Source organism: Marinobacter guineae (genome assembly GCF_002744735.1).
GTDB classification, from domain to species: domain Bacteria; phylum Pseudomonadota; class Gammaproteobacteria; order Pseudomonadales; family Oleiphilaceae; genus Marinobacter; species Marinobacter guineae.
Genome location: NZ_KZ319342.1, coordinates 148,798 through 166,289, shown reverse-complemented (window position 1 = coordinate 166,289; position 17,492 = coordinate 148,798). Strand labels below are relative to the sequence as shown.

The following is a 17,492-nucleotide window of genomic DNA, read 5'->3' as shown; positions in this document are numbered from 1 at the left end:
TTTGCTTTTATATCGTGAAATTTGATCAGATTCAGTTGGCCAGGGCCTTCGTCAGTGCGGAGGCAAGTTCGTCCTGGGCAATCTCGGTCTGGGGTTCATCGGCCCGCATGGGCTTAAGTCCCGCGGTGCCGTTGGCGATCTCGTTTTCCCCGAGAATCACCGTGTACTTCGCACCACTGCGATCGGCTTTTTTCATCTGGCTCTTGAAGCTGCCGCCACCGCAATGGGAAACAATCACTCTCTCTGGCAAGGCCGCTCGCAGCTTTTCAGCAAGCACCAATGCCGGCGCCAGTGCCCCGTCACCCATTGCCGTAACGTAGACATCCGCGTCGCTGTTCACGTAACCGGGAACGAGATTCAGAGTTTCAAGGAGGAGAATAAGCCGCTCAAGGCCCATTGCAAAGCCAACCGCAACGGTTGGCTTTCCGCCGAGCTGTTCAACCAGACCGTCATACCGGCCCCCGGCACACACGGTGCCCTGGGCGCCAAGGCTGTCGGTAATCCATTCGAACACGGTTTTGCCGTAGTAATCGAGGCCCCGAACCAGTGCAGGATTTACGGAATAGCGGACACCCGCGGCATTCAGTAACGCCTTCAGGCGATCAAAGTGATCCCGGGATTCGTCGTCCAGGAAATCGTCCAGGTTTGGAGCCTGCTCAAGGATCTTACGGGTGGCCGGGTCCTTGCTGTCGAGAATACGCAACGGATTGGTGTCCAGTCGCCGCTGGCTGTCTGCGTCCAGCTCCGCCTTGAACTGGCCAAGGTACTCTACCAGTGCCGAACGATAGACCTTGCGGGATTCGGAAGTACCTATGGAATTGATCTCGAGGCGGGTGTGCTCGGCTAGGCCCAGCTCTTTCCAGAGCCTGGCCGTCAGAATCAGCAGCTCGGCATCAATATCCGGACCGCTCATGCCAAAGCATTCCACGCCAATCTGGTGGAACTGGCGATACCGGCCCTTCTGTGGGCGCTCGTGCCGGAACATCGGGCCGGTGTACCAGAGCCGCCGGGTCTGGTTAAACAGCAGACCATGCTCTTCCGCCGCCCGCACGCAACCGGCAGTGCCCTCGGGTCGCAGGGTCAGACTGTCTCCATTGCGGTCCTCGAAGGTGTACATTTCCTTTTCGACAATGTCCGTCACTTCACCTATAGATCGTTTGAACAGGTCTGTCTGCTCAACGATGGGCATGCGGATTTCCTGATAGCCATACTGGGCCAGTACTTTACGAACCGTGGATTCCACAAACTGCCATACCGGCGTCTGCTCCGGCAGGATATCGTTCATCCCGCGAATTGCCTGAATCTTAGCCAATTTAAACCCTTAACTGTGTCTGGATAGTGATGCCTGAAAACGAAAACGGATCAGTGGTCGGAACGGGCAATGATCGACTCTTCCTGCTCCTTGCGACGTGCCACCTCTTCACGAATCAGACGCTCCAGATCGTCAGTCAGTGTAGCGTTGTCCAGCTTCTGGTTAGGCTTGCCCGCCATGTAAAACAGGTTCTTCGGGCTGCCGCCAGTCAGGCCGATATCGGCTACCTTTGCCTCTCCGGGACCGTTAACAATGCAGCCGATAATTGCCACATCCAGTGAGGTGTTTACATCCTCAAGCCGCGCTTCCAGATCGTTCATGGTCTGGATCACATCAAAATTCTGGCGGGAACAGCTGGGGCAGGCAATAAAGTTGATGCCCCGGCTACGCAGACGGAGGCTCTTGAGAATATCAAAACCAACCTTGATTTCCTGAACCGGGTCAGCCGCCAATGACACCCGAATGGTGTCGCCAATGCCATCCATCAGCAGCATTCCCAGGCCGATGGAGGATTTGACCGTTCCTGAACGGAAACCGCCTGCCTCAGTGATGCCAAGGTGAAGCGGCTGCTCAATCTGGGACGCAATTTTCCGGTAAGCTTCCACCGTCATAAACACTTCCGAGGCTTTCAGGCTGACCTTGAAATCCTGGAAATCGTGGTGATCCAGAATATCAATGTGGCGCATGGCCGACTCAACCAGGGCATCCGCCGTCGGCTCTCCGTATTTACGCTGAAGGGATTTCTCGAGGGAACCGGCGTTCACACCGATACGGATCGGAATATTTCCGTCCCGGGCCGCGCTGATAACCGCGCTGACACGATCATCGCGGCCGATATTGCCCGGGTTGATACGCAGACAATCCACACCCAACTCCGCAACCCGAAGAGCGATCTTGTAATCGAAGTGGATGTCAGCCACCAGAGGCAGCGAGACCTGCTCGCGAATCTTGCCGAACGCCTCAGCGGCGTCCATAGAAGGCACCGAAACACGAACGATATCCGCACCTGCCTCTTGCAACGCCCGGATCTGACCTACCGTGGCGTCAACATCAGAGGTGTTGGTGTTGGTCATGCTCTGCACCGCTATCGGAGCATCGCCGCCCACAGGAACATTACCCACCATGATCTGGCGGGATTTGCGTCTGATAATCGGGGAATCCTGTTTCATGTCTTGCTGACCGATATGGAAAATGTAATCAAATTTCAGATTGTCAGGGAAAACTCTGACCGGTTGTTGACGACACGGTAGCTATCCAGATCCAGCGGCTCTCCCTGGAAACGAATGGATTCAACGGCGTCAACGGCACCGATAACAACATTGAGCGGCGCCTGGCCGGAAACATCAATTTCATCTCCGGTACGCTGAAGGGAATTCACCAGACGGTTCCCGGTCGCATCACTTACCTGAACCCAGCAGTCATCGATGAAACTGATCTGAAGCCGGGCGATATCAGTGGCCTCCGCCAGTCCGGAGCGATTATCCAGCACCGGATCCGGAGTCTGCACAACCGTCGGAACCTGTTCCATCAGAGCCTCAGAAGATGTGTCCCCAGCCACCGGATTCTCACTATCCGGCTCCTCTGCAGTGCCCGGTCCATCAGACTCCGCAACAGAACCCGGCAACAATGACTGCTCTGAGGCGATACCTTCTTCAGAATCCGTACCTGCCGGCTCTCCTCCCGGACCCGTAGCCGGAACTCCCGGATTGACATCAGTCGATTCTGCCGGCCCCGGCGCTTCTGCATTTTCAATCTGGCCCTGCAGGGCCTCAGGTGCAGAGGATGCCTCTGGCTGTTCCCCACCCGTCTCGGGTTCCGGCATCAGGAAAGCAAACGCCAGATAACCGGCAATGCCAAGAATTAAAAGGAAAAACAGCGTCTTGGCGAGTTGCCGCTTTCTGCGCCTGCGACGTTCGATGTCCACCAGCGGGCTGGCCTCGTGCTCCTGCTCCCGCTGCTGACGGATCGGTTCCAGTTCCTGGTCAAGATCCGCAATCACTGCATCGGCGTCCATCCCAACCTGTTTTGCGTAGGTCCTGACATACCCTTTCAGAAAGAGTTCACTATCGATCTGGCTGTAATCCCCTGACTCGATAGCCTGGATCACTGACGGTCGCAAATGCTGCGCCCCGGCCACATCGCTGACACTCAAGCCGGAGGCTTCTCGCGCCTTCTGAAGCTGCTGGCCAACGGGCTCTTTCATCGCTGGCTGTGAATTTTCATCAGTTGCCATTAGAAATCAGCACCTTATATTGTTGGTATTCCACTGACTCCGGGAAATTGTTTCTGAGCTGCAGCGCCAGACTCCCTTCCTGGTCACCATTATTGAAATAACGGGCAATGCGGATACCGGTGAAAAGACTCTCTGCTGAATGGACGAGGCGTGGGTTCCGCTGCATCATGGACGTCAGCCGTGAATAATATCTGGCGGCGTCTTCGTAGTTTCCTGCCTCAACCGACACCCGGGAGAGGGCCAACAGGGGACGCGCATCGCCTCTCATCAACTCTACCGCGCGCCGGTAAGAGGTAGCCGCCGCTTCCAGTTCACCAAGCCTTTCCTGGGTCATGCCCAAATTAAAAAACACGGATCCCCGATCATTATATCCGGTGTCCCGGGAGGCTGCGCGAAACTGATCCCTGGCGTTGTCCATTCGCCCCTGGGCAAAGAGAAAAGCACCATAATAGACCCGTGCCCGGGTATACCCGGGATCCTCGGAGATGGACTTTTTGAAATTCCGCTCCGCCAGTTCAGGCTCGCCCTCAGCGTTGTAGACCAGCCCCATCGCAGCCCTTGCGCCGGCATCATCCGCGTCAAGCTTCAGGGCCCGGTCGAGGTGGTGGCGGGCCCGCTCGAGGTTGCCTTGCCCGATATAGGCAGTCGCAAGCTTTACATAATCGTCAACGACTTCCTGCCGGTCGGCTTCCCGGGAAAACCTGCTGTCACTGGTAGTGACACAGCCTGTGACAAGCAGGGTGCACAGCATAATGGCCAACAGCAAAATACGTCGGTTTGCTGATTTGTCTGTCACAGTCTCCCCTTCCTCGATTGAGCTGTTTTAGGTTCCGGGCTCAGGGATTGACCTGCTGAACCTGAATGTACCGTTGGCTCCGGCGTGTTCTGTCTTCAACCTTTCCCACAAGCTGCCCACATGCCGCATCAATATCGTCACCACGAGTGGTTCTGATTGTTGCGACGTAGCCCGCTTCATTGAGAACGGCCTGGAACCGGCGAGTCGCGTTCATACTCGGACGGCGGAAATCACTCTCCGGAAAAGGATTAAATGGTATCAGATTGATCTTGCACGGCAGATCCCGCAATAGCTCGGCAAGCTCCCGAGCGTGTTCCGGCTGATCATTCATCCCTTCAATCACGGTGTATTCAATAGTCGCTTTACGCTTCTCTGGCAGCCGGGCAAAGTACCTCTTGGTGGCAGCCAGCAACTCCGCGATCGGATACTTTTTATTCAATGGAACCAGTTTGTTACGCAACTCATCATTCGGGGCATGTAACGAAATGGCCAGTGAAACATCGGTAACTTCCGCCAGGCGGTCTATAGCGGGAACTACGCCAGAGGTACTGAGGGTTACCCGGCGCTTGGAGATCCCATAGGCCAGATCTTCCATCATCAGGTTCATGGCATCAACAACGTTGTCGAAGTTAAGCAGGGGTTCACCCATGCCCATCATCACAACATTGGTAATGGGCCTGTCCGGGCCAGGCTCGAACGGCATGAAGGCCTTCCGCGCCACCCACACCTGGCCGATAACTTCGGCCGCCGTGAGATTACGGTTAAAGCCTCGCTTACCCGTGGAACAGAAAGTACAGTCCAGACTGCAACCGATCTGGGACGAAACGCAAAGCGTGCCCCGTTCGCCATCGGGAATCAGAACGGTCTCGACATTGTTGCCGTTATCCATGCGCATCACCCACTTGCGGGTGCCGTCATTGGACATCTCGTCGTAAACCACTTCAGGGCCACGGATTTCTGCCACTTCGTTCAGCTTTTCCCGTAACGCCTTGCTCATATTGGTCATTTGATCGAAGTCATCAGCGCCGCGCTGATGAATCCACTGCAAAACCTGAGTGGCACGAAAACGCTTCTCCCCCAGGGATTCAAAGAAAGCTTCGAGTTTTGCTTTCGGCATCCCCAGAAGGTTGGTTTTTTCAGCGGCCGCTGTCATTTCATAACCTCGATCAGATAACCAATTCGGAGGCGACCGGATAGTCGCCTCCGATCAACGAATCAGCCCCGCGGGCAGATTTCGTTGTCATTAAAGAAATAAGCGATTTCGCGCTCGGCGGAAGCCGCGGAATCAGAGCCGTGAACGGCATTGGCATCGATGGACGATGCAAAATCAGCACGGATGGTGCCAGCTTCGGCTTCCTTCGGGTTGGTCGCACCCATCAGATCACGGTTCTTCAGGATGGCGCCTTCGCCTTCCAGAGCCTGAACAACAACCGGGCCAGAGGTCATGAAAGCAACCAGATCGTTAAAGAACGGGCGCTCTTTGTGCTCTGCATAGAAGCCTTCTGCCTGCTCCTGGGTCAGGTGCATCATCTTGGCAGCAATAATGTTCAGACCGGCTTTCTCAAAACGGCTGTAAATTTCGCCGATCACGTTCTTTGCTACCGCATCGGGCTTGATAATGGAGAGCGTGCGCTCAATTGCCATGGTCTTTCTCCAGTTTATTTATGGTAAAAATTCTGGCCTGCGATTATACGCAGTCCGGGGCAAACTTCCTACCGCACTGCACGGAGGCGGCTAACAACATCAACAATTTGCGAACTGGCAAAAGCGATTTCCTCCTCCGTTGTAAACCGGCCAAAGGAAAAACGCAGTGCGCGATGGGCCTGCTCATCACTCAAACCAATGCCACGGAGAACAAACGAGGGTTCTATTGTGGCCGAAGCACAGGCCGATCCGGAAGATACGGCCAGATCCCGCAGCCCCAGCATCAGGGACTCCGCCTCAACACCGTCGAACGAAAGGTTCACAATGCCGGGTACACGCTGGGACCGGCTTCCATTCAGACTGACACCCTGGAGGGGCTCCAGACCGGCCAGGAATGATTCACGCAGTGATTCCAGCTTTCGCACTTCATCCTCAAGCCGGGACTGGGCAATCGCAAACGCCTTCCCCATTCCGACAATCTGATGGGTCGGCAGGGTCCCGGAGCGCATCCCACGCTCATGGCCGCCACCATGGATCTGGGCCTCGATGCGAACATCCGGAGAGCGCCTGACATAAAGGGCGCCCACGCCCTTTGGCCCGTATACCTTATGCCCGGAAAGTGCCAGCAGGTCCACGGGCATCGACGTGACATCGACTGCCATTTTGCCGGCCGCCTGAGCAGCATCTACATGAAACAGGACGCCCCGCTGCCGCAACTCGGAGCCGATGGCCGCGATGTCCGTGATGGTCCCAAGCTCGTTGTTCACCAGCATCAGGCTGACCAGCACGGTATTGTTCCTGAGGGCATTCACCACCTGCTGACAGCTGATACTGCCATCCGGCGCGGGGTCCAGCCAGGTGACTTCTGTGCCGTGCTGCTCCAGCCACTTGCAGGTATCGAGAACCGCCTTGTGTTCAATTTTCGACGTGACAATGTGGGCATCCTGGCGGCCGGCCACAGCACCCTTGATCGCCAGGTTATCCGATTCCGTGGCACCGGAGGTCCAGACGATTTCCCGGGGATCGGCATGAATCAGGCTGGCGACCTGTTTCCGCGAAGCCTCGACCGCCGCTTCCGCCTGCCAGCCAAAGGCGTGGGAACGGGAAGCGGGATTGCCAAACACACCATCCGGCGTCAGGTACTTCACCATTTCGTCGGCGACAGAAGGATCAACGGGCGTCGTGGCCGCGTAATCCAGATATACGGGCTTTTTCATGGTTTCCAGGAGTTTGTTGGTGTCAGGCCGGCGCCTGGTCAGACAGGCGTTCGGTGTTGATCGTTTCAGAACCGCTGCCAGACTGACGGCGGTTCTGGCGGTCCGCAACCTGGCGGATTTCGTGCTTTCTCATCAGGTCTCCGAGACTGATCTCGCTGAGAAACTGATGAATCTGATCACTCAGGTCAGACCAGAGGTGGTGGGTCAGGCATTTCTCGCCGTTCTGGCAATCGCCCTTATTGCCGCACCGCGTGGTATCCAGTGATTCACTGACGGCATCTACAACTTCGGCAATATAGACATCAGCGGCCGGGCGGCTGAGCCGATAGCCTCCACCAGGACCACGAATGCTGGTAACCAGTTTCTGGCGACGAAGACGGGAGAAAAGCTGTTCCAGGTAGGACAGGGAGATTTCCTGACGGGCCGAAATGTCGGCAAGACTCACCGGCCCCTGGTCTCCGTGAAGAGCCAGATCAAGCATTGCCGTAACGGCATAGCGGCCTTTAGTGGTCAATTTCATAGTGTCAGCCCCGTGACGGGAATGAATCTCGAATCGCAGAGCCGAGTATGAATTGACCCACTAATTCAGTCAAGTATTCAGCTCCGGGTGTCACTTTCATCGCGAACGCAGTCAAAGTCCTCTTCATGCAGCGGTGGCAGCTCCCCGTTCTGATATTCGCTGTTCACCTTGCGGATGGCCTTGCACATATTCTCAATACGGTCATCCACCGCGTGCATGTGGTCGAGCAGCGATCGCATGGCCCGGGCGACCGGATCCGGCATCTCTTCGGTAACACCGTAGGCATCAAAGCCCATGCGCTCTTCCATTTCCTTCCGGCGAACATCGTCCTCGGTGTGGCGTTTAACGATAACGCGACCGGGTATACCAACTACCGTTGCCCCGGCAGGGACAGCCTTGGTAACCACCGAATTAGAGCCGATCTTGGCACCCTCTCCTACCTCGAAAGGACCGAGGATCTTGGCGCCGGCGCCAACCACCACGCTGTTGCCAATGGTGGGATGACGCTTCCCCTTGTTCCAACTGGTTCCTCCGAGCGTAACGCCCTGGTAGAGCGTTACGTCGTCACCGATCACGGTGGTTTCGCCAATGACCACACCCATTCCGTGGTCGATAAAAAAGCGGCGTCCGATGGTTGCTCCGGGATGAATTTCAATGCCGGTCAGCCAACGAGCGATGGTCGAAATGGTGCGTGCCAGCCACTTAAGCCCGAAACTCCACAGCCAGTGCGAAAAGCGATGAAAAAGCAGCGCATGCAAACCGGGGTAGTTGGTAAGCACTTCAAAAGTGTTCCGGGCCGCAGGATCCCGATGAAAAACGCTATTAATATCTTCACGCAAACGCTCAAACATGGCCATTGTCCTGTCCCGTCGCCGTGCTATCGGCCTCGGTTGGTTTACTGTTGTCCCGGGCGCCCGCTGCCTTCTGTACGGCCGTGAGAATGCCCCGAAGGATATTGATTTCCATCTGGTCAAGTTTGGCCCTCTGGAACAGTCGTCGCAAGCGCGTCATCAGCTGCCTGGGGTTCTCTAGCCGGTGAAAATCCACATCAATCAGCATTTGCTCAAGGTGCCCAAAGAAACCTTCCACATCCTCAACCTTAGCCGGCGGCACATCCCAGCCCTCGTCCCCGGGCCGGGTCATCGACTTAAGGTATGGGCTCCCTTCCCCACCTTCAAGGCTGCGCAGGTAATACATACGCAATTCATAGCACATCACCTGCACCGCCATTGCCAGGTTCAGGGAGCTGTAATCCGGATTGGACGGTATGTGGATGTGGTAATGGCAGCGCTGCAGCTCGTCATTACTCAAGCCATGGTTCTCCCGGCCGAACACCAGGGCAACTGGCCCGGCTTCAGCATGCCCGGCTGCAGCGGCGGCTGCCTCTGGCGGCGCGCAAACCGGCCAGGGAACCTTTCTTCCGCGGGCGCTGGTACCCATCACCAGCACACAATCCGCCAACGCCTCATCCAGCGAGGAAACCACCTGCGCACTGTCCAGAACATCGGAGGCACCCGCTGCACGGGCATAGGAGGTCTCATCCGGAAAGGTGCACGGATTAACCAGCCAGAGATTACCCAGCCCCATATTCTTCATGGCCCGGGCGACAGCACCAATGTTGCCCGAATGGGAGGTCTCTACCAGGACAATCCGGATCTGATCCTGAAATGTCTCCGTCCCTTCCTGTGGAAGTGCGCTTTTGTGCATTGTAAGCAGGCCCAAGGTTGTTGATCAGGGCGGCAATGATACCAGAAACCACAGGCACCCCGCCCCTCCGGAGAACCCGTAACCTGTGGTTATCCGTGCTATTGCTGAGTCAAAAAACATACAAGCGGGGTGATCTTTTGCTATCATACCCGGCCTTCACACACCCGGATAATGAACACTCAGATGCAACCAGCTATTAAAATGGCCCTGCGCGTCGCGCGTCAGGGGTCCGATTATCTGAAAGCCCATTTCGAGCGCCAGGAACCCACCGGCAAAGACGACTCAGAACGCCGTCTCCAGCTGGAGCGGGTTGAGCAGTCTATTTACGACAATTTCGCCGAGCAACTCGAAAAAGCCTACAAGGACCACAGCATCGCCCCTCTGAATGAAGCGAATGCCGGCACCAGCGAGAAGAGCTGGCACATTTTCCCGGTTCTCGGGCGTGAGAACTTCCTCAGGGGCATCCCTGAGTTTGCCCTGGCCCTTGCCCAGAAAAAGAATAACCGTGTCGAAAATCTGCTTCTGGTGAATCCCGTCACCGACGAGGAGTACTCTGCCAGCCGTGGTCACGGCGCCGCGCTCAACAGCCGCCGGGTACGTGCATCGGAAGTCAAACACACCAAAAACGCAGCCATCGCCACCAACCTGCTCGACCAGGCCCGCAAGAGCGAAGATCCTTTGCTCTGGGGTGAAATGGCAGCCGTTCTGGCACGGGATTCAGGCATGTTCCGCACCTCAGGCTGCGTAGTGCTCGATATCGCCCGGGTATCTGCCGGGCTTATGGACGCCGCAATCATTTTCCGTCCGGAAGCTGCAGAACTCGATCTCGGCGTCACACTGGCGATGGAATCCGGCGCATTGACCGGCGATTTCTCCGGCAACCCATCCACCGGCAACGCACGCCAGCTTGTGGTAGCCAATCCAAAACTGTTCCGCGAAATCCTTAAAGTACTTCACCCGTTCCGGGGTCGCCTGCCCCGCTGAGGCTTCCGACTTTTCCGGACATAAAAAAACCGCCAACATCATGTGGCGGTTTTTTTATATCTGCACCCTGTAGGGATGCAGGAACCTACATCCGGTTCAGCCACTCGGGCGGCTGCTCTTCTTCTTCCGCATCCGCAGCACCTTCTTTCGGCGGTATGATCAGGTCTTCACGGGAAACACCCATCACCATCAGGAGGTTGGCAGACACATAAATTGACGAGTAGGTACCAACCACCACGCCGATGATGAGGGCGAGCGCGAAATTATTGATCGCCTCACCGCCCAGAAAATACAACGCCAGCAGTACCACCAACGTGGTTCCCGAAGTATTGATGGTTCGGGCGATGGTCTGGTGAATGGACTCGTTAATAATGTCCCAAGACTCCCCCACCCGCATCTTACGGAAGTTCTCACGAATTCGGTCCGCCACAACAATGGTGTCGTTCAGCGAGTAACCGATAATCGCCAGCAGGGCCGCCAGAACGGTAAGATCAAAAGTCCATTGGAACAGCGCAAAGACACCCAGAACGATAATCACATCGTGCGCCAGGGGCACAACGGAGGCAATGCCAAACTTGAACTGAAAGCGCATGCCGACGTAAATCAGAACCACCGCCAGTGCAATCAGCAAACCGAGACCACTGTCTTCCTTAAGCTGCTCACCCACCTGGGAGCCAACAAACTCGGAACTGATCAGTTCGAGCTCAACCCCGCCAGCTTCCAATACACGGGTAACTTCAGGGGCAAGCTTGTCGTTGCCAGCTTCTGCCATCCGCACCAGAACGATCGTATCGGCACCGAAATTCTGCACGGAAAACTGCTCGTACCCTGCATCATTCAGTCGGGATCGAATTTCATCAAGCTGCGGAGCCTCCGCGTACTCGAATTCCACCGATGTACCGCCGGTGAAGTCCATACCCAAGTTCAACCCACGGGTGGCCAGCAGTGCAACTGACACCAGGATAAGCGCGATCGAGACGACGGAAGCAATCTTCCGAAACCCCATAAAATCAAACGGTTGTTTCTGATCTTCAGACATTGGCGAGCTTTCCTCCGATCGACAGTTTCTCGACCCTTCGGCCGCCATAAACCAGGTTGACAATACTCCGACTGACCATCAGGCCGCAGAACATTGACGTCAGGATACCGATACACAATGTGATCGCGAAGCCTTTGACCGGCCCCGAGCCCATTGCAAACAGGATTACAGCCACCAACAGCGTAGTGATGTTGGCATCAAATATAGAAACGAATGCCCGGGAGTAGCCCGAGTTAATAGCGGTCTGAGGCGGAGCGCCGGCCTTGAGCTCCTCCTTTATCCGCTCAAAGATAAGCACATTCGCGTCCACCGCCATACCGACGGTCAGAACGATACCGGCAATACCTGGCAAGGTGAGCGTGGCTGACAGAATGGACATGCACGCGATCAGTAGCATCAGGTTCAGCGACAGCGAAACGTTGGCAATCATGCCGAAGCGACGGTAGTAGGCCAGCATGTAAAGCATTACCAGACCAAAGCCGAGTAAAACGGACATCATCCCGGCATCAATATTTTTCTGCCCGAGGCTTGGCCCTATGGTGCGTTCCTGAACGAAATACATGGGTGCCGCAAGCGCACCGGCACGCAACAGAAGCGCCAGCTCCGCAGCCTCAGGGATTGAATCCAGCCCGGTTATACGGAAGCTGCTGCCAAGAGCAGACTGCACCGTGGCAAGGCTGATAATGCCCTTCTCCACAACGCGCTCTTCAAATTCTTTCGGCTCACCGTCGACCATGCGGGTTTCGGTCTCTGTCCGATACTCGATAAAGAGTACCGCCATCCTGCGACCGATCGCGTTACGCGTGGCCCGGTTCATAAGGTCGCCGCCTACCGAATCCATGGTGATGTTGACCTGAGGCTGACCATTCTCATCAAACGCCTGCTGGGCATTGGCCACGTTATTGCCAGTGGCAATCACGTCCTGCTCAAGTCGTGCGGTTCGCTGGAGCTCGTCGCGAAAACTGAACTCTTCCGTTTCACTTGCCGGCGCATCCGGGCGGGCTTCCATCCGGAATTCCAGGTTCGCTGTGGCGCCGAGAACCCGCTTGGCCTGGGCGGTATCCTGTACCCCCGGAAGCTCGACGATGATTCGATCATCACCCTGCTGCTGAACCAGCGGCTCGGCTACGCCCAGCTCGTTAACCCGATTCCGAATAGTTGTAAGGTTTTGCTCCAGGGCGTAATCCTGGATGGACTGGACCTCAGCTTCGGACAGCGTCAGCTCGAGCAGGTATTCATCCCCCTCGGTCTGCTCATCCAGCAAAAACTCATTGTACTGTGCACGAATCAGATCGAAAGCTTCCGCCCGGGAGGCCTCATCCCGGAAGGTGAGAACAATCTTTCGATCGTTCTCGAGATCACCGCCGCGATAACGGATCCGCGCTTCCCGCAACTCCCGCTTGATCTGTCCGGCCATCGCCTCAAGGCGCTGGCTGACCGCCGTTTCCATATCCACTTCAAGGAGGAAGTGCACACCACCACGCAGATCCAGACCGAGCTTCATAGGACCTGCGCCGAGGCTTCTCAGCCAATCTGGTGTGGAAGCTGCCATATTAAGGGCGACCAGATATTCATTACCGAGAGCCGCCTGCACAAGGGGGCGGGCCCGCAACTGGTCATCAGAACTGGTCAGGCGGATCAGAGCATCCCGATCCTGAAGAGTACTGCTTTTCACCTCAATTCCCTGACTCTCGAGAACATTAACGGCCCTGTCGAGCACACCGGCATTCACTTCAGTGCTGCTACGCGCGCCGGTAATCTGAATGGCGTAGTCATCAGGAAAGAGGTTGGGCAAAGCGTAGATAAACCCGATCACAAGCGCGACCAGGATAACCAGGTTTTTCCAAAGCGGATACTTGTTCAGCATGGGATCCCTTGTAGCCGGCCAACGGGCCGGCCTTGGTGTTTCAGCCAGGAGGATTCAGTCCGGCCACCAGGGATGGCCGGCTAAATGGCCCTCGCTCAGATGTCCTTGAGCGTACCCTTGGGCAGGGCTGCGGCAACAGCGACCTTCTGGACCTTGATTTCGACATTGTCGGCAATTTCAACAACGATGAAATCGTCCGTTACCTTGGTGATCTTGCCGGCAACACCACCGGAAGTCACAACTTCGTCACCCTTGTTCAGGCCAGACATCAGGGCCTTATGCTCTTTCGCACGCTTGGACTGCGGACGCCAGATCAGGAAGTAGAAAATCAGGATAAAGCCGGCGAAAAAGATCACCTGGCCCATAACACCCATTCCCGTTGCAGTGGGATCCTGGGCCATGGCCAGTGCAGGCATCATAGCCATCAGACCGGCAACGAGCATCTTAATTGATTTCATTGAATATCTCCGTTGGTTAAGCGAATAGATCAAACATTGCCCAGCGACGGAACTGTCTCTCCGCGCAAAGCATAGAAGTCGGTTACAAAGTCCGACAATGTACCTGCTTCAATGGCCCCACGCAATCCGGCCATGAGGTTCTGGTAGAACCGCAGGTTATGAATCGTGTTCAGCTGCGCGCCCAGCATTTCTCCACATTTATCCAGATGATGCAGATAACTTCTCGAAAAATTCTGGCAAGTGTAACAGTCACAACGCTCATCCAGCGGCGCGGTGTCATGACGGTGCCTGGCATTGCGGATCTTGACGATGCCGGTGGAGGTAAACAGGTAGCCATTTCTGGCATTCCGGGTCGGCATTACGCAGTCAAACATATCGACTCCACGCCGCACGGCCTCAACGATATCCTCAGGCCGGCCAACCCCCATCAGGTACCTGGGCTTGTCTTCCGGCATTTTGGGCGGAAGATGGTCCAGAATCCTGATCATGTCTTCCTTTGGCTCGCCAACGGAAAGACCACCAATGGCATAGCCATCAAAGCCAATGCCTGTCAGGCCGTCCAGGGAACGATCCCGCAGGTTCTCATACATACCGCCCTGAACAATACCGAACAGTGCCGCCGGATTACCTTCGTGGGCGTCCTTGCTGCGTTTTGCCCAGCGCAGGGACAGCTCCATGGAGTCTTTGGCCTCCTGCTCTGTCGCAGGGTACGGGGTACATTCATCAAAAATCATGACAATGTCCGAGCCCAGATCCCGCTGAACCCGAATGGCGATCTCCGGAGACAACTCCACAGGAGAGCCGTCAACCGGTGAGCGGAAGGTTACACCCTCTTCGGTAATCTTGCGCATTTCACCCAGGCTGAACACCTGGAAGCCACCAGAGTCGGTCAGGATTGGCCCCTGCCACTGGGTGAAGTCGTGCAGATCCCCATGAGCCTTGACCACCTCCGTACCCGGGCGGAGCATCAGGTGAAAGGTGTTGCCAAGAATGATTTCCGCACCAATTTCATGGATGTCACGCGGCAGCATGCCCTTGACGGTGCCGTAGGTCCCCACCGGCATGAACGCCGGCGTTTCAACCGTGCCCCGCGGAAAGGTCAGCCGGCCGCGGCGAGCACGGCCATCCTCACCGAGCTTCTCGAACGACATGAAACAGGTCTGTGTCACAAAGCCTCCCCGGCGTTATCAATACCGGTATCTGTGGATTCCACGGCCGGGCCCAGCAACATACCGCGACTGGGTTCCTGGCCGGTAATGAACATGGCGTCGCCGTAGCTGAAGAAGCGGTAGCGTTCCCGGACCGCCTCCTTGTAGGCGCCCATCACGTTGTCATAACCGGCAAAGGCACTGACCAGCATGATCAGGGTGGATTCCGGCAAATGGAAGTTGGTCACCAGGGCGTCAACTGCCTGAAAACGGTACCCCGGATATATAAAAATATCGGTCTCACCGGTGAATGCCTTGAGACGACCGCCACGGCTTGCCGATTCAAGAGAACGAACCGATGTCGTACCCACGGCGACCACACGCCCTCCCCTGGCCCGGGTTCGCTCTACAGCATCGACCGCTTCCTGGGGAACATGCACAACTTCGCTGTGCATTGCATGATCTTCGATCTTGTCTACCCGCACCGGCTGGAAGGTGCCTGCTCCAACGTGCAGCGTTACAAACGTACTTTCAATTCCGCAGGCCGCCAGTTTCTCAAGCAGAGCCTCGTCGAAATGCAGGCCGGCGGTAGGCGCAGCCACGGCACCTGACTCCCGGGCGTACACCGTCTGGTATCGGTCCCGGTCAGTGGATTCGTCTGAGCGATCTATATAGGGCGGTAACGGCATGTGGCCAATGCGCTCAAGCACATCAAGTATGGGTTCTTCGGAGTCACACACCAGATGAAACAGGGCTTCGTCCCGGCCGGACATACTAAGAGATGTGCCATCCTCAAGGATGACTTTCTGCCCCTCTTTAAGCGCCTTTGAAGCCCGGACATGGGCAATAATGTCGCGCTCTCCGGTTATCCGCTCAACCAGCACCTCTACCTGTCCGCCAGTTTCCTTTTTGCCAAACAGGCGCGCAGGGATCACCCGGGTGTTGTTGAACACCAGCAGGTCGCCGGGTTGCAGCAGTTCGGGCAGGTCGCTGAATATTCGGTGATCGAGCCTGCCGGAAAGGCCATCCAGACAGAGCAGACGGGACGCACTGCGTTCTTTAAGCGGATAGCGGGCGATCAGTTCGTCCGGCAGGTCAAAATGAAAATCGGAGACATTCATGGAATGGACTATTAACGACGCCGAAGGAAATAAAGATGGTAGCGGCGGGCGGACTCGAACCGCCACGGGTTTTACCCCAACGGATTTTGAATCCGTCGTGTCTACCAATTTCACCACGCCGCCATCGGAGAGTGTTGGGGATTATACTGAGCTTAATCGCGAAAGCAATAAGCCAGCGGACAGATCTGCCCGTAGCTTCATATATTTACAACCGATCGAACAGGGACAACTGCGAAACCTGCGCAAATGACTGCTGGGCTGCCTGGAGCACAAAGCTCTGGAAGCTCAGATTACTGATCGCCTCAGCGTAATCCACGTCCTGCAACTGGGAGCGGATTTCATTGCTATAGACAGAAGAATCCTCAAGGAACGTTTTGGTGGACTCCACCGCGTTCATCCGCCCGCCCAGTTCCGTCTGCTTGAGGATGATGCTTTCCTGGGCGTTGTCGAGGTTGGTCAGGGAATTGGCGACCAGGTCGTCGTAGGCGGCCTGGCCGTCCGGACTGGTCTTGTCGATGCTGTTAAGGCCGGAGATCAGGTTTTCGATAGTACCGAATACCGACTGTTTCTCATTGACCTTCAGGGTGAAGATATCACCGGCACCCGGCGCCGCGTCGGTGATGGTTGCTTCTACACCAGCAACAACAAACGGTTCGCCGCTCTGATAGGTACTTGGGACAACGGGCGGATTACCGCCCTGACTATCGGTTGCAATGATATTACCGCCCGCATCAATCTGAATCGAAATATCATCAGGGAAGCCCCCTGAGTATGCCGCTGACAGGTCCGCTTCACTGACAACTTTCACACCGGAAATACCGGCGTTGGCCGTCACCACGTTTGAGTGCTCACCCGTAACCGCCGCTGGCACCTTCACAAAAATGTCCTTGCCGTTATCGCTGATCGGAACCGTAACGCCATCATCAATTTCCAGAACCCGCTGGCCCTCATCGCCCTGGTACGTCCAACTTCCGTCAGGCTCCTGTTTAAACGCCTGCACCGATCCCTGAAAGCCGCTGAAAATATACTCGCCGGAGGCGTCACGGGTATTGGCAATATTCGCCAACTGCCCCAGACGTTCCTCCAGTTCCGAGGAAATGGACCGGCGGTCGTTGGCTGACAAAGAACCATTGCCGGCCTGAACCGTCAGTTCCCGGATTCGCTGGATCACGTCAATAGAGCTGGCCAGCGCACTCTCTTCCTGCTTCAGACGGTTATCTGCCAGGTCGACATTGCGCTGATAGGTCTCAACCCGGGACAGCTCCTGATCCAGTTTAAGAATCCGGGCCGCAGCCACCGGATCATCCGAGGGCTTGTTCACCCGTTTGCCAGTAGAGATCTGCTGCTGGGTGTTGTTCAGGTTGGTATTAAGTTCCTGAAGGCGGTTGATGCCGCCGGAAAAAATCTGTTGTGATGAAATTCTGATCATGTCACATCACCTCAACC

At 56.1% G+C, this 17,492-nt stretch carries 17 protein-coding genes and 1 tRNA gene; 1 reads left to right on the top strand and 17 read right to left on the bottom strand.

The genetic code is table 11. The annotated features are described in order from the left end of the window. Positions 1-31: 31 nt before the first annotated feature. The 10 genes from hisS to trmJ all read right to left on the bottom strand — a co-directional run bounded on the left by hisS (position 32) and on the right by trmJ (position 9,429). Positions 32-1,312 (bottom strand): histidine--tRNA ligase, encoded by a 1,281-nt coding sequence (gene hisS / locus CLH62_RS18435; protein WP_099619665.1) that lies wholly within the window; start codon positions 1,310-1,312, stop codon positions 32-34. 50 nt (positions 1,313-1,362) lie between these two features. After that, positions 1,363-2,481 (bottom strand): flavodoxin-dependent (E)-4-hydroxy-3-methylbut-2-enyl-diphosphate synthase, encoded by a 1,119-nt coding sequence (ispG, locus tag CLH62_RS18430; protein ID WP_099619664.1) that lies wholly within the window; start codon positions 2,479-2,481, stop codon positions 1,363-1,365. Positions 2,482-2,516: 35 nt separating this feature from the next. Further along, positions 2,517-3,545: a RodZ domain-containing protein gene (locus CLH62_RS18425; RefSeq protein ID WP_099619663.1), complete on the bottom strand. Its 1,029-nt coding sequence runs from the start codon at positions 3,543-3,545 to the stop codon at positions 2,517-2,519. Continuing rightward, entirely contained in the window at positions 3,535-4,296 is a 762-nt protein-coding gene (gene pilW / locus CLH62_RS18420) for a type IV pilus biogenesis/stability protein PilW (protein ID WP_211285850.1), read from the bottom strand. The genes CLH62_RS18425 and pilW overlap by 11 nt, the downstream gene beginning before the upstream one ends. Before the next feature lie 85 nt (positions 4,297-4,381). Continuing rightward, positions 4,382-5,494, bottom strand: a complete 1,113-nt coding sequence (gene rlmN, locus CLH62_RS18415; RefSeq protein ID WP_099619662.1) for a dual-specificity RNA methyltransferase RlmN — start codon at positions 5,492-5,494, stop codon at positions 4,382-4,384. 62 nt (positions 5,495-5,556) lie between these two features. Next, positions 5,557-5,985 (bottom strand): nucleoside-diphosphate kinase, encoded by a 429-nt coding sequence (ndk, locus tag CLH62_RS18410; protein WP_099619661.1) that lies wholly within the window; start codon positions 5,983-5,985, stop codon positions 5,557-5,559. Positions 5,986-6,053: 68 nt separating this feature from the next. Next, positions 6,054-7,202 (bottom strand): IscS subfamily cysteine desulfurase, encoded by a 1,149-nt coding sequence (locus tag CLH62_RS18405; RefSeq protein WP_099619660.1) that lies wholly within the window; start codon positions 7,200-7,202, stop codon positions 6,054-6,056. Positions 7,203-7,224: 22 nt separating this feature from the next. Next, entirely contained in the window at positions 7,225-7,722 is a 498-nt protein-coding gene (iscR, locus tag CLH62_RS18400; RefSeq protein WP_099619659.1) for a Fe-S cluster assembly transcriptional regulator IscR, read from the bottom strand. Between the two features lie 77 nt (positions 7,723-7,799). Continuing rightward, positions 7,800-8,573, bottom strand: a complete 774-nt coding sequence (gene cysE / locus CLH62_RS18395; protein ID WP_099619658.1) for a serine O-acetyltransferase — start codon at positions 8,571-8,573, stop codon at positions 7,800-7,802. Further along, complete coding sequence (gene trmJ, locus CLH62_RS18390; protein ID WP_099619657.1) at positions 8,566-9,429, bottom strand: tRNA (cytosine(32)/uridine(32)-2'-O)-methyltransferase TrmJ; 864 nt, start codon at positions 9,427-9,429, stop codon at positions 8,566-8,568. Before trmJ ends, cysE begins: the two co-directional genes overlap by 8 nt. Positions 9,430-9,612: 183 nt before the next feature. On the opposite strand from trmJ, the gene CLH62_RS18385 reads away from it, so the two are divergent. Then, on the top strand, positions 9,613-10,413 hold the full coding sequence (locus tag CLH62_RS18385) for an inositol monophosphatase family protein (protein WP_099619656.1): 801 nt from the start codon (positions 9,613-9,615) through the stop codon (positions 10,411-10,413). Between the two features lie 85 nt (positions 10,414-10,498). On the opposite strand, the gene secF is transcribed toward CLH62_RS18385, so the two are convergent. From secF to flgL, 7 genes are all read right to left on the bottom strand, one after another. Next, the gene (gene secF, locus CLH62_RS18380) at positions 10,499-11,452 is read right to left on the bottom strand and encodes a protein translocase subunit SecF (protein ID WP_099619655.1); all 954 of its coding nucleotides are present in this window, start codon (positions 11,450-11,452) and stop codon (positions 10,499-10,501) included. After that, positions 11,445-13,319: a protein translocase subunit SecD gene (secD, locus tag CLH62_RS18375; RefSeq protein WP_099619654.1), complete on the bottom strand. Its 1,875-nt coding sequence runs from the start codon at positions 13,317-13,319 to the stop codon at positions 11,445-11,447. The genes secF and secD overlap by 8 nt, the downstream gene beginning before the upstream one ends. A 95-nt stretch (positions 13,320-13,414) precedes the next feature. Continuing rightward, complete coding sequence (yajC, locus tag CLH62_RS18370; protein WP_407657789.1) at positions 13,415-13,720, bottom strand: preprotein translocase subunit YajC; 306 nt, start codon at positions 13,718-13,720, stop codon at positions 13,415-13,417. Between the two features lie 86 nt (positions 13,721-13,806). Then, on the bottom strand, positions 13,807-14,928 hold the full coding sequence (gene tgt, locus CLH62_RS18365; protein ID WP_099619728.1) for a tRNA guanosine(34) transglycosylase Tgt: 1,122 nt from the start codon (positions 14,926-14,928) through the stop codon (positions 13,807-13,809). 14 nt (positions 14,929-14,942) lie between these two features. Continuing rightward, a complete protein-coding gene (gene queA / locus CLH62_RS18360) occupies positions 14,943-16,046 on the bottom strand; it encodes a tRNA preQ1(34) S-adenosylmethionine ribosyltransferase-isomerase QueA (RefSeq protein ID WP_099619652.1) in 1,104 nt (367 codons plus the stop codon). A 36-nt stretch (positions 16,047-16,082) separates the two neighbouring features. After that, positions 16,083-16,169, bottom strand: a tRNA-Leu gene (locus tag CLH62_RS18355). 82 nt (positions 16,170-16,251) lie between these two features. Then, positions 16,252-17,475, bottom strand: coding sequence for a flagellar hook-associated protein FlgL (gene flgL / locus CLH62_RS18350; protein ID WP_099619651.1), 1,224 nt, complete (start codon positions 17,473-17,475; stop codon positions 16,252-16,254). Between the last annotated feature and the right edge of the window lie 17 nt (positions 17,476-17,492).